Genomic DNA, 14,334 nt, shown 5'->3' with positions numbered 1-14,334 from the left:
CAGATGAGCAAGCCGCAAAACCCCGTCCAGATGGCCGTGATCGGTGCCGCGCATGGCATCAAGGGCGAGTTGCGCGTCAAGAGCTTTACCGGCGATCCGCTGGCGCTGGCCGATTACGGTCCGCTCTATGCCAGGGACGGCCGCGCCTTCCAGATCGTCGACATCAGGCCCGCCAACACCGTGGTGGTGGTGCGCTTCAAAGGCATCAGCGATCGTAATGCCGCCGAGGCGCTCGCCGGCACCGAATTGTTCGTCGACCGTTCGGTGTTGCCGGACGAGGGCGAAGAGAACGAATTCTATCATGCCGACCTCGTCGGGCTGGAGGTCAGGGATGACACGGGTGCCGCCATCGGCGAGGTCGTCGCCGTGCACAATTTCGGCGGCGGCGACATTCTCGACGTGACGCTGGCGGGGCGCAAAGGCGTGCTTATTCCGTTTACGCAGGCCGCCGTTCCGGAAGTGTCGATCGCCAGTGGCTTTGTCCGCGTCGATCCGGCCGCGGCAGGGCTGGTCGAGGACGACGACGGAGCGTCTGCCGACCGCGACAGCTTCGACCCCAAGGGCAGGCCGCGCGGGCCGAAGGACGCCGGAGGCAACCGGTGAGCTTTTCCGCTTCGGTGCTGACGCTCTATCCCGAGATGTTTCCCGGCGTGCTTGGGCTGTCGCTGGCCGGACGCGCGCTGGAGACCGGCATCTGGTCGCTCGAAGCAATCCAGATCCGCGACTTCGCCAGCGATCGCCATCGTACCGTCGACGACACGCCGGCCGGCGGCGGCGCCGGCATGGTGATGCGGGCGGACGTGCTGGCCAGCGCCATCGACCATGCCTCGCCGCCGGGCGATCGGCGTCCAAAACTGCTAATGAGTCCGCGTGGAAAACCGCTGACACAGGCGCGAGTGCGCGAGCTCGCCGCTGGGCCGGGTGCGGTGATCGTCTGCGGTCGCTTCGAAGGCGTCGACCAGCGGGTCATCGAAGCGCGGGGGCTCGAAGAAGTGTCGATCGGCGACTTCATCCTGTCCGGCGGCGAGCCGGCAGCACTTGTGCTGCTCGATGCGGTGGTGCGGCTGTTGCCCGGCGTCATGGGCAATGCGGAATCGGGCGAGGAAGAGAGCTTTGAAAACGGCCTGCTCGAACATCCGCATTACACACGGCCGCAGGAATTCGAGGGGCGGCCGATCCCCGAAGTGCTGATTTCGGGCAATCACAGGAAGATCGCGGCGTGGCGGCGGGCCGAAGCGGAGAGGCTGACGAAGGAGCGACGCCCGGATCTGTCAGCCGCTCAGCCCTTATCGAAATAGTAGAAAGCCAGGAACAGGCCGACGGCGATGACGAAGCCGCGCACCGCGTTCTGCGGCACGCGCCTGGCGATCCAGACGCCGGCATAGCCACCCAGCGCGCCACCCGGGATCATGATGATCGCCTGCAGCCAGGCAATGACGCCGCCCGAGACGAAGACGAGGATGGCAACCGCAGCAATGACCACGGCCAGCATGTTCTTCAATGCGTTCAGCCGGTGATAGTCGCCGGACTGGGTGAGACCGAGCGTCGCCAGCATCATGACGCCCATGCCGGCGCCGAAGAAGCCGCCATAGACGGCGGTGGCGAACTGCGCCAGCGACCCGACCAGCGAACCTACCGCGGCCTCATGCTCCGGCTTGGGCGCCGGCTTCAGCCATGGCCCGGCAGCGAACAATGCGGTTGCCGCCAGCAGCAGCCACGGCACCAAGGCGCGGAACGACGGGTTGTCGAGCCCTAGAAGGATGAGCGCGCCAGACAGCGCACCCAGAGCCGAAATGAGGCTGAGCAGCAGTGCGCCACGCCAGAAATGCTTGATGTCGTGCCAATAGGCGAGCGTCGAGGTGATGTAGCCAGGAAATTGCGTCACCGACGATGTCGCATTGGCGACGATCGGCGGCAGGCCGGCCAGGGTCATGGCGCCAAAGGTTATGAACGTGCCGCCGCCGGCAACGGCATTGACCGCGCCTGATAGAAAGCCGGCGAGAAAGAGCAGGACCGCGTCCAAGATTGGCATGAGGGTGTCGTCGCTGGAGGAAAATGCTTATCTTCCGGCTTAGGAAGCTTGACGCGCGGGCGCAACCCCCTGGACCACAAGCGATCACGGGATTGCCACAGCGGCCTCAGCCAAAAAGAAACAGCGCCAAAAAAGAAACAGCGAAGGCGTGACAAAGCGCCGAAATAGCTGTATGTGCGCGCCGAACCGGAAGAAAATATGCCAAGAGCGATCTTCTGGCCCGTCAACAATGACGGTGTAGTCGCCCCTGCCCGATGTTCTCGAACAGAAGTTCTCGAACGAAGGGCATAGCCGAGCGGTCGATGCGACTGCAAGGCGAGTGTCGGACGCTCTGACTGTCGGAAGAACAAGAAGTGGATTATTGAGATGGACATCCTCCGTCAGCTCGAGGCCGAGCAGGCCGCCAAGATCGAAGCCAAGCGCAAGCTCCCCGAATTCCAGCCCGGCGATACCGTGCGCGTCCAGGTCCGTGTGACCGAAGGCACCCGCACCCGCGTCCAGGCCTATGAGGGTGTCGTCATCGCCCGCGCCGGCGCCGGCTTCCAGGAAAACTTCACCGTCCGCAAGATCTCCTACGGCGAAGGCGTGGAGCGGGTGTTCCCGGTCTATTCACCGATGGTCGAAGGCGTCGAGATCGTGCGCCGCGGCAAGGTGCGTCGCGCCAAGCTGTACTATTTGCGTGACCGTCGCGGCAAATCGGCCCGCATTTCGGAAAACACCGGCGTGCGCGCCCGCAAGCTGAACGACGAAGAGCGCGATGCGCTGAACGCCGAGAAGGCGCGCATCGAGGCCGAGAAAGTGGCCGCCGCCCAGGCGCTGGCCGCCGAGAAGGCCGCGCAGGACGCCGCCGAGAAGAAGGCCGCCGACGAGGCCGCCAAGGCCGCGGAAGCAGCTGCCGCCGAATAAGGCTCTTCAAGAACGTATTTTCGGAAAGGCGGCTTCGGCCGCCTTTTTGTTTCGCGAGGCGGATTCTATTTTGCCGGGCTGCATCGGCCGCAATCGATACGGATCGTTCCGTAATGCCGCCGATGAAAGCATTGAAATCCATTTTCGTGCCGAACGCCGCATCGGAGCGGCTTGCAAGGCGCCGGCGGAAAGCTAAAGTCGGCGCCGGATTTCCTGCATGCCTCGGCCGATCGAGGCGGTTCAGTTCCTGGGGAGCATCGTCATGATCAATTCGAAACTGCTGCTGGCCGGCCTGCTGGCTTGCCTTCTCGTGCCTGTCGCGGCTCTGGCGCAGGCGCTGCCCGACCTCGGCGGCAAGAAAGTGGTGGTGGTGACCGAAAACGCCTATCCGCCGCTGCAGTTCATCGATGCCAAGACCGGCAAGCAGATCGGTTGGGAATATGACGCGATGAACGAGATCGCCAAACGGCTGAATTTCAAGGTCGAATACCAGAATACCTCCTGGGACGCGATGATCCAGGCGGTTTCCGACAATCAGTACAACATCGGCATGACCGGCATCACCATCAAGGACGACCGCAAGCAGAAGGTCGATTTCTCCGATCCGTATATGCGCTCGGAACAGTTCATGCTGGTGCGCGGCGACGAGAAGCGCTTCACCGATGCAAAGACGTTCGCCGCCTTCAAGGACGGGCTGATCGGCGCGCAGGCCGGCACCACGCCCTTCTACACCGCCGTCTACAGCGTGCTCGACGGCAACGAGCAGAACCCGCGCATCAAGCTGTTCGAGACATTCGGCGCGACGGTGCAGGCGCTGAAGGCCGGCGACGTCGACGTCGTGCTCACCGACGGCACTGCCGGCAAGGGCTATGTCGATGCGTCCAATGGCGGCCTTAAGCTGATCGGCGGCCCACTCGGCACCGAGGATTTCGGCTTCATCTTCCCCAAGGGCTCCGACCTGGTGAAGCCGGTCAACGCGGCAATCGCTGCGCTCAAGGCCGACGGTACGCTCGACGCGCTCAACAAGAAGTGGTTCCTTGATTACAAGATGGGGCAGTAGGCCCGCTTGTTGCGCGCATTTCATGACGATTGTGCGCGGGAACTCGCGCTGACTCTGCGCTCGTACACCCCCCTCTGTCCTGCCGGACATCTCCCCCTCAAGGGGGGAGATCGGCTTTCGCATCGGCTTTCGCCAATTTTCAGTGTTGCAGAACGGGCCGCGAGGTCAAAGCTGCCGATCTCCCCCCTTGAGGGGGAGATGGCCGGCAGGCCAGAGGGGGGTGTGACAGAACGCTGCCTTCGTGACTCTGTTATCGGTACCGCTTGATGCCGTCGGCGCCTCTCGCCTCAGCCAAATCCGACTTCCCGTGGTGGCTTGCCGTGGCCGTGGCGATCGCCTTGGCCGCCGCCATCTTCATCGCTGCCAGCGACGTCTATGCCCAGGTCTTCGCAACCGTCGCCAAGGGCATCGGCGTCACCATCTTCGTCACGGTGGTCGCCTTCGCGCTGGCTTGCGCGATCGGCCTCGGCGTCGCGCTGATGGGCCTGTCGGGCTCACGCTGGCTCAGCCAGATCGCCCGCTTGTACGTCGAGATCATCCGCGGCGTGCCGATGCTGGTGCTGTTGTTCTGGATCGCCTTTGCCGGCGCGCCGGCCTTCGTCGCGGCATGGAACGCGCTGACGGCGCCGCTGCAAAGCGCCGGCCTCTTCGGTGAGCTGCTGGTACGCGACGTGTCGTTGCTTTGGCGCGCCGTCATGGCGCTGACCATCGGCTATTCCGCCTTCATTTCGGAGGTGTTCCGCGCCGGCATCCAGGCGGTCGAGAAGGGGCAGATCGAGGCGGCCAAGGCGCTCGGGCTGACGCGCACCCAGCGCTTCCGGCTGGTCATCTTTCCGCAGGCGATCCGCACCATCCTGCCGCCGCTCGGCAATGATTTCGTCGCCATGGTCAAGGATTCCTCGCTGGTCTCGGTGCTCGGCGTCGCCGACATCACCCAGATGGGCAAGATCTACGCCGCCGGCTCGTTCCGCTTCTTCGAAACCTATTCGATCGTCGCCTATATCTATCTCATCCTGACCGTCGGCCTGTCGTTGGCCTTGCGGGCGCTGGAGAAGCGGCTGCGCCACCAGCATGGGGAATAGAAGGCAGGCGAAAACGGCGCTACCATCGAGCGGACGCGACCGGGAAGGACCCATGATCATCGACAAGGCCAATGCGGCGCTGGAAGCGGTCTATACGGCCGACACGCCTGAGACGCTCGCCAAGGCCTATGCGCAATGGGCCGCGACCTATGACGGCGAAACCGCGGCGCTCGGCTATCTCCTGCCGTTCCTGATCACCGCCTGGGTGGCGCGCCATGTGCCGCCGGGCGAAGGGCCGCTGCTCGACGCCGGTTGCGGCACCGGCCTGTCGGGGCCGTCGCTCAAGGCACTCGGCTACCACGATATTGCCGGGCTCGACCTGTCGCAGGACATGCTGAAAATCGCCGGCAGCCGGCAGGCCTACAGCGAGCTGAAACAGGCGATGCTCGGCGGGCCATTGCCTTGGGCGGACGGGTATTTCCGCGCCTTTTTCTCGACCGGCGTGTTCACCATCAGCCACGCACCGGCGTCGGGCCTGCATGAACTGGTACGCATCACCAGGACGGGCGGCCACGCCATCTTCACGGTCCGCGACCAGGTTTTTGAAAGCGGCGGGTTTCAAGCCGTGTTTGGCGAACTGGAGCAGGCGAAAAAATGGCGGCCGGTCGAGGAGAGCCCGTGGTTCCGCTGCTACGCAATCGCCGAGCCCGACGCGCTGGTGAAGACGTTTGTGTTCGAGGTGCTGTGAAGCGCCTGCGAAGGCCGCCACGATTGCTGAAAAGCCAAAACATTGATATGAGCAGCGCCATGGAAGAGCTTTTTGGCGATCCGGCCTATAAGGGTTTCGTGCTGCAGGACAGAAAACGCCTGCCGTCGCGATTTTCCGCGCGCGTCTGCGGGGCGCTGACCAGCCGACTTAGCTAGGGCAGACTCGCCAGGCTGTTTCGCCGGTCCGACCGGCGTCGTTTTCCCTTTTTAAATCGACGGATTTAAGCAAATGAGCGCACCGCGCACCCTCTACGACAAGATTTTCGACGACCATGTCGTCGACCGCCAGGACGACGGCACCTGCCTGCTCTATATCGACCGCCATCTGGTCCACGAAGTCACCAGCCCGCAGGCTTTCGAAGGCCTGCGCATGACCGGCCGCAAGGTTCGGCATCCGGAAAAGACGCTGGCCGTGGTCGACCACAATGTGTCGACCTCGCCCGAGCGCAAGTTCGGCATCAAGAACGAGGAAAGCCGCATCCAGGTCGAGGCGCTGGCCAAGAACGCCAAGGATTTCGGTATCGAATATTATTCCGAGAAGGATATCCGCCAGGGCATCGTCCACATCATCGGTCCCGAGCAAGGCTTTACGCTGCCCGGCATGACCATCGTCTGCGGCGACAGTCACACCTCGACGCATGGCGCGTTCGGGGCGCTGGCGCATGGCATCGGCACCTCGGAAGTCGAGCATGTGCTGGCGACGCAGACGCTGATCCAGCGCAAGGCCAAGAACATGCTGGTGCGCGTCGACGGCGCACTGCCGGAAGGCGTCACCGCCAAGGACATCATCCTCGCCATCATCGGCGAGATCGGCACGGCCGGCGGCACCGGCTATGTCATCGAATATGCGGGCGAGGCAATCCGTGCGCTGTCGATGGAAGGCCGCATGACGATCTGCAACATGTCGATCGAAGCCGGCGCGCGCGCCGGCCTGATCGCGCCCGACGAGACCACCTTCGCCTATGTCAAGGACAAGCCGCGCGCCCCCAAGGGCGAAGCCTGGGACGCCGCGCTCGCCTACTGGAAGACGCTGCAGTCCGACGAAGGCGCGCATTTCAACAAGGTGGTCGTGCTCGACGCGGCAAAGCTGCCGCCGATCGTCTCCTGGGGCTCCTCGCCCGAGGACGTGGTCTCGGTGCAAGGCATCGTGCCGAACCCGGACGACATCACTGATGAGAACAAGCGCACCTCCAAGCAGCGCGCACTCGACTATATGGGCCTGAAGCCGGGCACCAAGATCACCGATATCGAACTCGATCGCGTCTTCATCGGCTCCTGCACCAATGGCCGCATCGAGGATCTGCGCGCCGCCGCCAAGGTGATCGAGGGCAGACAAGTCAATCCGCGGGTCAGTGCGATGATCGTGCCGGGCTCCGGCCTGGTCAAGGAACAGGCAGAGGCCGAAGGCCTCGACAAGATCTTTGTCGCCGCCGGCTTTGACTGGCGTGAGCCGGGCTGCTCGATGTGCCTTGCCATGAACGACGACCGGCTGAAGCCGCATGAGCGCTGCGCCTCGACCTCGAACCGCAATTTCGAAGGGCGCCAAGGCTTCAAGGGCCGGACGCATCTGGTGTCGCCGGCAATGGCCGCGGCGGCGGCGATCGCCGGCCATTTCGTCGACATCCGCGAGTGGAAATAGGGCAGGCGCGCGCAGTCGGATATGAGGAGCCCGAGCCGCAATGCGGTTCGGGCATTCTTCAGTCGGGCCGCCTGACGAATTCGTGGAATCCCTCACGACGGCCGGGTTGGTCCTTTGCGACGACCAGCGCCAGTTGGCGCTCGTCGAAGAGTTTGAACCATTCATCCCATTCGACCAGTTCGTAGCCGCCGGCATTGACCGGACGTTCGGCCTCATCCTGGTCCTGATAGGCATGCTGGCCGAAGACCAGCCTCAGCATGGGCTGCGTTCCGGCTTCGGGCGACACGTCGACGATCGCCGGAAAGCCGGCGCGTGCCGCGGCCCATGAGCGAATTGCATCGTGATCGGTCAGCATGATCGTGTCGGCCATCGGAGCGTCTCCTGGTTGCCGTCGTGAAACGCCGCTCGCCGTTCGCGGTTCCGCCCAGCGGCTTTGTCGACGCACCTGTCGTATATTCGCTTTCGCTTAACCGCTTGTTTGGGCTTCCGCTCTAAGGTCCTCCAAGGGGAAGCGAGGGGAAATTACAGCGCTTGGACACCGGCCTGCTCATAGCGCTGCTCAATCCAGGCATCGCCCTCACACTCGGCGCGGCATTTCTCGTGCTGTGGTTCTATCAGCGCCACCGTCCCTATCTGGCTGTGCTGGCGGCGGGCTACTCGGCCTCGGCCGCAGGCTTCCTGCTCCAGTATTTCACGCTGCCGGTCGGCATGGCGCCGACCAAGCTCATCTCGATCCTGTGCTTCACCTTCGCCACCTGCTGTCTCGCCGGCGCGGTCATTGCGCGCTATGGGCGGCGCGTGCCTTACCCGGCGGTCGGCATTCTGGCCTGCGGCGGCCTGGCCGCGTTCTCGTGGTTTCTTTTTGCCCGGCCGGATCTCACCTGGCGCATCCTTGCCATCAATTTCAGCTTCGGCGGCATCAGCCTGGCTGTCGCCGCCGAGTTGCGCGTGGTGCGCAACAACGGCCCGACGGAAATGATCCTGTTCGTGCTGTCGCTGCTTTCCGGCCTGAACTTCCTGGGGCGGACGCTTGCCGTCGTCATCGCGCATGGGCCGTTCACCAGCTATGAAGGGCTTTACTCCTCGTCCTACTGGACGACGGCTCTGCTGTCGCATGCATTGCTGTCGCTGCTTATTGCGCTTTGCCTGTTCGGCGCCGCCGCGCTCGATGTGATGAAGGCCCTGAAGACCGAAACCCTGACAGACCCGCTGTCGGGCCTGCTCAACCGCCGCGGCTTCGAGGAGCGCGCCATGCTTGTCCTGCAGCACTGTGCCACGGCGCAATTGCCGGTTGCTCTGGTGCTTGCCGATCTCGATCATTTCAAGGCGCTCAACGATCAACATGGCCACGCGGCCGGCGATCGCGTCATCGCCGACTTCGCTGCCAAGCTTCTGTCGGCTGCAGGTACGCGCGGCGTTGCCGGCCGCATCGGCGGCGAAGAGTTCGCCGTGCTTTTGCCGCTCAGCGACCTTGGCGCGGCAAGACTGTTTGCCGAAACCATTCGCACGCTCTATTCGGCGGACAGAATCGACGGGCTTCCGCCCGAGACAAGAGTGACCGCCAGCTTCGGCGTGGCCGCCCGCGCCAGCGACGAAGGGCTGGACCCGCTGATGCGCCGCGCCGACGAAGCGCTCTACAGAGCCAAAAGGAGTGGCCGCGACAGCGTATGCCTGTCCTATCAGCGGCCTGAGACGGTCGTCCTTCCCAATAGGACCAGTGCTGGCTGAGCGTCAGCGACGGCTTCGAATTAACGTCTTTTTCGCGCGTTGGTGATTTGCTGTTCGGGGGAGTGCCAAAACGCCATGGGCAGCGCTAATTTCATCCTGCTGATCAACCTGTTCGTTGCCGGGCTGCTGGCGGCGGCCTTCATGACGATCGCGGTCTATGACGCCGGCCGGGTGTCGGCACGCTGGCTGGCGTTCGGCTATGTGCTCGGCACGGCTTATTTCGCGATCGAGTTCAGCATTCCTGCCTTCGACAATGCGCGCCCCGTGGTTGTCGCCGCCTTTGCCGCCTTCCTTGGCGCTACCGTCGCCTTCAATGGCGGGCTTGCCCATAAATACCGCGTTTCGCCGCCTTGGCCGCCGATGCTGTTCTTCCTGGTCTTCGCCACCCTCGCGGTCTACTTCGTGCAGGACCTGCCACGCCAATCGTTCGTGCGAATGGCGGCCTACCAGCTTCCCTATGCGGCCATGCAGTTCACCGGGCTGGCGATCGTCTTGTCGTCCAGGCAAAGACGCGAGCGGCTCGACTATATGCTGATGGCTGTCCTTGCGGCCAGCACCTTGCAGTTCGCCAGCAAACCCTTCATCGCCCATGCGCTTGGTGGCTGGGGCGCCAACCCGCAATCTTATGCGCAGACCAGCTATGCGTTGGTGTCGCAGTCGGTCGGCACCGTGTTCGGCCTGGCGCTTGCGCTGGTGACATTGGCTATCCTGGTCCGCGACGTGCTCGCCGAGGCGACGTCGAAATCGGAAACCGACACGCTTTCGCGGCTGCTCAACCGTGGGGGCTTCGAGCGCCATGCCGAGATCGCACTGCGTGACGCCATGCGGCGCGCCGTTCCAGCCGCACTGGTCATTGCCGATCTCGACCATTTCAAGCGCATCAACGATACTTACGGCCACGCGTCGGGCGATCGGGTCATCGAGACCTTTGCCGGTTTTCTCCGCGATGCCGCGGCCGACCATCATGTCGCCGGCCGCATCGGCGGCGAGGAATTCGCGATTTTCCTGCCGGGGACCAATCTAGCCGCCGCCCGGCTCTTTGCCGAGGGCACGCGGAGCGCCTTCGGTGCCACGCCGATCGACTGCCTGCCCGCGGATCACCGCTGCAGCGCCAGCTTCGGCGTTGCCGAGCTTGGTCCGGGCGAAAGCTTTTCCGACCTGTTGCGGCGCGCCGACAAAGCGCTCTATCAGGCGAAGGGCAGCGGTCGCGATTGCGTGCGTGTCTCGGTGGGGCCGGCTGTTGCCCTGCCGGCGCCGTCAACCAAGGGCGGCGTGGCCGTCAGCGGCAGGGGCTGAGCTCCGGCATTTCGCCGTCGGAGAGGCCGTACATATAGCTGCGGCCCTTGACGAAAACCGGCGGCCTATAGCAGTCGCCGCCGCGGACATCGTCCGATTCGTTTTCGTAGATCACGTCGGGCTGGCCGGCGCTGGTGTAGTCGGACAATTCCTTGGCCAGCTTGCCCTCGCCAACGAGGATACGCTTGTAGCCGGCGGCGCTGTCGATGACGAGATTGCCGAAGGAATCGGCATAGACGCGGTCATGATGGCGCGTCCCGGCGAATGCCGGTGCGACGACGCCGACGGCGAGCGCCGCCAATAGGAACCAGGGAAGGCGCGATCCTGCTGAATTCGAATGCATGGCGTGCTGCTCCAGTTGCTGAGAGGCAAGCCTCCTCGAATCAGAAATTAACCTTTTATTAACCTTTGTTAAGAGGGCAACCGCAGCACGGGCGAGGTCTCGGAAAATATGGTTAATACCCGATCGCCCACCGGCCATCATTCGGCCACGCCTTGTTCCCACCATTCCCAGCATCGGGCGCGACTCAAAAAGCATGAAATCCGGTGGCTTGCCGGAGCATCGCGGCGGGCTCGATACGCGGTGGGGAAGGCAGCAAATGAGATTACGCCGCACGTTTCGGATGGCGCTGGCCATTCCGCCGCTGCTGGCTGCAGCCGCCTGCGCGCCGCAGACCAGCGCGCCCAAGCTCGGCAACACGGCCGCCGCTTCCGTGTCGCTTGCTCCGGCTGCTAGCGAACCGACGGCACCGCAGCCGCGCACAGCTACTTACAACTGCGCCGACGGCAGCGTGATGACCATCGAGAATCTCGGCACGTCGGTGCGCGTCCTCGGCCAGAACGGCGCCAGCGCCGAGCTGCCGGCCTCACCGGCCAATCAGACCAGCCGTTACGGCGAGGCGCATGACGCAATCGTGATCGATGGGCGTGAGGCGCTGGTGATGAAGGGCGGTGCACCACCGCTGGCCTGCAAGCGCTGATCCGCCCCTTGCGCCAGCCATATTTTGCAGTGCGACGACATTGTGCCGGCGCAAGGCGACAGCCCTAATCGATTGAAGCTGAAAGCCTCGCTTTCATCAGACTAAATTACGTTTTCGAAACGGTTTTCCGGCTTTGACGCGGTGCAAAAAGAGCATTAGAAACCGGCTGTCCGAAGTCGCAACCGGAAGCGGTAATGCCGCATTCCCACCTGAGGCTCCAGAGACGCCGAACTGGGGGAGCCATGAGCAAATCACCAGCCACCCGCGAATTTGCCAGGCGTGAACGGCCGCTTTCGCCGCATCTGACCGTCTATCGGCCGCCGATCACCATGACGATGTCGATCGTCCACCGCATCACCGGCGGGGCGCTCTATTTCGGCACGCTGCTGGTCGCGCTGTGGCTGATGGCGGCGGCGAGCTCGGAGGCGACCTTCAACGCCGTAAACTGGGCCTTCGGCTCGTGGCTGGGACGGCTGGTGCTGTTCGGCTACAGCTGGGCGCTGATGCACCACATGCTGGGCGGTGTGCGCCATCTTATCTGGGACACTGGGGCAGGGCTGGAAAAGCATACGGCATCGAGGATCGCCTGGGCGACGCTTGCCGGCTCGGTCACGCTGACGCTGCTGATCTGGATCGCCGGCTACATGGCGCGGGGAGCCTGACATGAACGGCAAGAACACCGACATGCGCACGCCGCTGGCCAAGGTCCGCGGCCTCGGTTCCGCCCGCGAGGGCACCGGCCATTTCTGGCGCCAGCGGCTGACGGCGATCTCCAACATCCCGCTGGTCCTGTTCTTCGTCGGCTTCCTGATCGCACTCAACGGCGCCAGCTATCTCGAGGTGCGCGCCGCACTTGCCAATCCGTTCGTTGCACTGGTGCTGGCGCTGGTGCTGTTGTCGGTGCTCTACCACATGCGGCTCGGCATGCAGGCGATCATCGAAGACTATGTGCATGGCGAAGGCACCAGGCTGGCGCTGCTTGCCCTCAACACATTCTTTCCCGTAGTCGTCGGCGTCGCTTCGGTCTTCGCCCTGCTTAAACTGGCATTTGGAGGCTGATTTTTTGGCCAAGGACGCGAAGAACGCCAACACGGCTTCCGCCTATAGCTATGTCGATCACAAATTCGACGTCGTGGTCGTCGGCGCCGGCGGCGCCGGCCTGCGCGCCGCGCTCGGCATGGCCGAGCAAGGCCTGCGCACCGCCTGCATCACCAAAGTGTTCCCGACGCGCTCGCATACGGTTGCGGCGCAGGGCGGCATCGCCGCCTCGCTCGCCAATATGGGGCCCGACAACTGGCAGTGGCATCTCTTCGACACCGTCAAAGGCTCAGATTGGCTGGGCGACACCGACGCTCAAGAATACATGGTGCGCGAAGCGCCGGCGGCGGTCTACGAGCTCGAGCACTACGGCGTTCCCTTCAGCCGCACCGAGGACGGGAAAATCTACCAGCGGCCGTTCGGCGGCATGATGATGAATTTCGGCGAGGGGCCGCCGGTGCAGCGCACCTGTGCGGCCGCCGACCGCACCGGCCACGCCATGCTGCACACGCTCTACGGCCAGTCGCTGAAGCACAATGCGCAGTTCTTCATCGAGTATTTCGCGCTCGACCTGATCACGGAGCCGGACGGCACCTGCACCGGCGTGGTCGCCTGGAACCTCGACGACGGCACCATCCACCGCTTTTCGGCCAAGATGGTGGTGTTGGCGACCGGCGGCTATGGCCGCGCCTATTTCTCGGCCACCTCGGCGCATACCTGCACCGGCGATGGCGGCGGCATGGCCGCACGCGCAAGCCTGCCGCTGCAGGATATGGAGTTCGTGCAGTTCCACCCGACCGGCATATACGGCGCCGGCTGCCTGATCACCGAGGGCGCGCGCGGCGAGGGCGGCTATCTCGTCAATTCCGAGGGCGAGCGCTTCATGGAGCGCTACGCGCCGTCAGCCAAGGATCTGGCTTCGCGCGACGTGGTCTCGCGCTGCATGACGCTGGAAATCCGCGAGGGCCGCGGCGTCGGCCCGAAGAAGGATCACATTTTCCTGCATCTCGACCATCTCGACCCGGCCGTTCTGCACGAGAGGCTTCCGGGTATTTCGGAATCGGCAAAGATCTTTGCCGGCGTCGACCTGACCAAGGAGCCGATCCCGGTGCTGCCGACGGTCCACTACAATATGGGCGGCGTGCCGACCAATTACTGGGGCGAGGTGCTGAACCCGACGGCGTCGAATCCGGACCAGGTGTCGCCCGGGCTGATGGCGGTCGGCGAAGCCGGCTGCGCCTCGGTGCACGGTGCTAACCGGCTGGGCTCCAACTCGCTGATCGACCTGGTGGTGTTCGGCCGTGCGGCGGCAATCCGGGCCGGCCAGGTGATCGACCGCACATCGGCGATCCCTTCGCCCAACGAGGCCGCCGTCGAAAAGATCATGGACCGCTTCGACCGGCTGCGTCACGCCAACGGCTCGACGCCGACCGCGGTGTTGCGCGAAAAGATGCAGAAGGCGATGCAGGAGGACGCGGCGGTGTTCCGCACCCAGGACTCGCTGGAAAGCGGCTGCAGGCGCATTTCCCAGATCTGGGGCGAGCTCAAGGACGTAAAAGTGTTCGACCGCTCGATGATCTGGAACTCCGATCTGGTCGAGACGCTGGAGCTGGAAAACCTGATGGCCAACGCCATTACCACCGTCTACGGCGCCGAGGCGCGCAAGGAAAGCCGCGGCGCGCACGCGCGGGAGGACTTTTCGGCCCGCGACGACGCCAACTGGCGCAAGCATACGCTGGCCCGGCTCAACGAGGCCGGCGAGGTGGCGCTCACCTACCGGCCGGTGCACACCGAAACGCTGCTCAAGGAAGCAGACGGCGGCATCAACCCGGCCAAGATCGCGCCGAAGGCCAGGGTGTATTGAG

The 14,334-nt window shown here is 64.1% G+C and carries 16 protein-coding genes; 13 read left to right on the top strand and 3 right to left on the bottom strand.

Annotated features, from left to right (window positions below; genetic code table 11):
• Positions 1-3 precede the first annotated feature (3 nt).
• A complete protein-coding gene (gene rimM / locus NKI72_RS16110; RefSeq protein ID WP_352540834.1) occupies positions 4-603 on the top strand; it encodes a ribosome maturation factor RimM in 600 nt (199 codons plus the stop codon).
• Complete coding sequence (gene trmD, locus NKI72_RS16105; protein WP_352540835.1) at positions 600-1,298, top strand: tRNA (guanosine(37)-N1)-methyltransferase TrmD; 699 nt, start codon at positions 600-602, stop codon at positions 1,296-1,298. The genes rimM and trmD overlap by 4 nt, the downstream gene beginning before the upstream one ends.
• On the opposite strand, the gene NKI72_RS16100 is transcribed toward trmD, so the two are convergent.
• A complete protein-coding gene (locus NKI72_RS16100; RefSeq protein WP_023679781.1) occupies positions 1,280-2,032 on the bottom strand; it encodes a sulfite exporter TauE/SafE family protein in 753 nt (250 codons plus the stop codon). The two genes, trmD and NKI72_RS16100, sit on opposite strands and share 19 nt — an antisense overlap.
• A gap of 366 nt (positions 2,033-2,398) precedes the next feature.
• On the opposite strand from NKI72_RS16100, the gene rplS reads away from it, so the two are divergent.
• From rplS to leuC, 5 genes are all read left to right on the top strand, one after another.
• Positions 2,399-2,938: a 50S ribosomal protein L19 gene (gene rplS / locus NKI72_RS16095; protein ID WP_254817835.1), complete on the top strand. Its 540-nt coding sequence runs from the start codon at positions 2,399-2,401 to the stop codon at positions 2,936-2,938.
• Positions 2,939-3,200: 262 nt separating this feature from the next.
• The gene (locus NKI72_RS16090) at positions 3,201-3,998 is read left to right on the top strand and encodes a transporter substrate-binding domain-containing protein (RefSeq protein ID WP_031212709.1); all 798 of its coding nucleotides are present in this window, start codon (positions 3,201-3,203) and stop codon (positions 3,996-3,998) included.
• A 266-nt stretch (positions 3,999-4,264) separates the two neighbouring features.
• Positions 4,265-5,080, top strand: a complete 816-nt coding sequence (locus NKI72_RS16085) for an amino acid ABC transporter permease (RefSeq protein WP_352540836.1) — start codon at positions 4,265-4,267, stop codon at positions 5,078-5,080.
• 52 nt (positions 5,081-5,132) lie between these two features.
• The gene (locus tag NKI72_RS16080; RefSeq protein ID WP_352817296.1) at positions 5,133-5,768 is read left to right on the top strand and encodes a class I SAM-dependent DNA methyltransferase; all 636 of its coding nucleotides are present in this window, start codon (positions 5,133-5,135) and stop codon (positions 5,766-5,768) included.
• A 249-nt stretch (positions 5,769-6,017) separates the two neighbouring features.
• Entirely contained in the window at positions 6,018-7,427 is a 1,410-nt protein-coding gene (gene leuC / locus NKI72_RS16075) for a 3-isopropylmalate dehydratase large subunit (protein ID WP_352470795.1), read from the top strand.
• Positions 7,428-7,485: 58 nt separating this feature from the next.
• Here the strand turns inward: leuC and NKI72_RS16070 are convergent, their stop codons facing one another.
• Positions 7,486-7,797: a hypothetical protein gene (locus NKI72_RS16070; RefSeq protein WP_023679773.1), complete on the bottom strand. Its 312-nt coding sequence runs from the start codon at positions 7,795-7,797 to the stop codon at positions 7,486-7,488.
• Between the two features lie 161 nt (positions 7,798-7,958).
• Here NKI72_RS16070 and NKI72_RS16065 point away from each other — a divergent pair, with 161 nt between their 5' ends.
• On the top strand, positions 7,959-9,155 hold the full coding sequence (locus NKI72_RS16065; protein ID WP_352832390.1) for a GGDEF domain-containing protein: 1,197 nt from the start codon (positions 7,959-7,961) through the stop codon (positions 9,153-9,155).
• Positions 9,156-9,230: 75 nt separating this feature from the next.
• Positions 9,231-10,451 carry a GGDEF domain-containing protein gene (locus tag NKI72_RS16060; RefSeq protein ID WP_352470793.1) on the top strand — a complete coding sequence of 407 codons (1,221 nt, stop codon included), beginning with the start codon at positions 9,231-9,233 and terminating at the stop codon, positions 10,449-10,451.
• Here NKI72_RS16060 and NKI72_RS16055 read toward each other — a convergent pair.
• Positions 10,435-10,794, bottom strand: a complete 360-nt coding sequence (locus NKI72_RS16055; protein ID WP_352450158.1) for a hypothetical protein — start codon at positions 10,792-10,794, stop codon at positions 10,435-10,437. The two genes, NKI72_RS16060 and NKI72_RS16055, sit on opposite strands and share 17 nt — an antisense overlap.
• A 256-nt stretch (positions 10,795-11,050) precedes the next feature.
• Between NKI72_RS16055 and NKI72_RS16050 the strand changes: the two genes are divergently transcribed.
• The 4 genes from NKI72_RS16050 (at position 11,051) to sdhA (ending at position 14,333) form a co-directional block, all read left to right on the top strand.
• On the top strand, positions 11,051-11,431 hold the full coding sequence (locus NKI72_RS16050) for a hypothetical protein (protein ID WP_352470792.1): 381 nt from the start codon (positions 11,051-11,053) through the stop codon (positions 11,429-11,431).
• A 242-nt stretch (positions 11,432-11,673) separates the two neighbouring features.
• Positions 11,674-12,093 (top strand): succinate dehydrogenase, cytochrome b556 subunit, encoded by a 420-nt coding sequence (gene sdhC / locus NKI72_RS16045; RefSeq protein ID WP_292663224.1) that lies wholly within the window; start codon positions 11,674-11,676, stop codon positions 12,091-12,093.
• Between the two features lies 1 nt (position 12,094).
• Positions 12,095-12,490, top strand: a complete 396-nt coding sequence (gene sdhD / locus NKI72_RS16040; protein ID WP_292663226.1) for a succinate dehydrogenase, hydrophobic membrane anchor protein — start codon at positions 12,095-12,097, stop codon at positions 12,488-12,490.
• Between the two features lie 4 nt (positions 12,491-12,494).
• A complete protein-coding gene (gene sdhA / locus NKI72_RS16035) occupies positions 12,495-14,333 on the top strand; it encodes a succinate dehydrogenase flavoprotein subunit (protein WP_352832396.1) in 1,839 nt (612 codons plus the stop codon).
• The last annotated feature ends 1 nt before the right edge of the window (position 14,334 follow it).

It is taken from the genome of Mesorhizobium sp. M0437 (genome assembly GCF_040321335.1).
Classification (GTDB): domain Bacteria; phylum Pseudomonadota; class Alphaproteobacteria; order Rhizobiales; family Rhizobiaceae; genus Mesorhizobium.
Note: the sequence above shows the minus strand (reverse complement) of the source record. Positions and strands in the feature narration are given on the sequence as shown.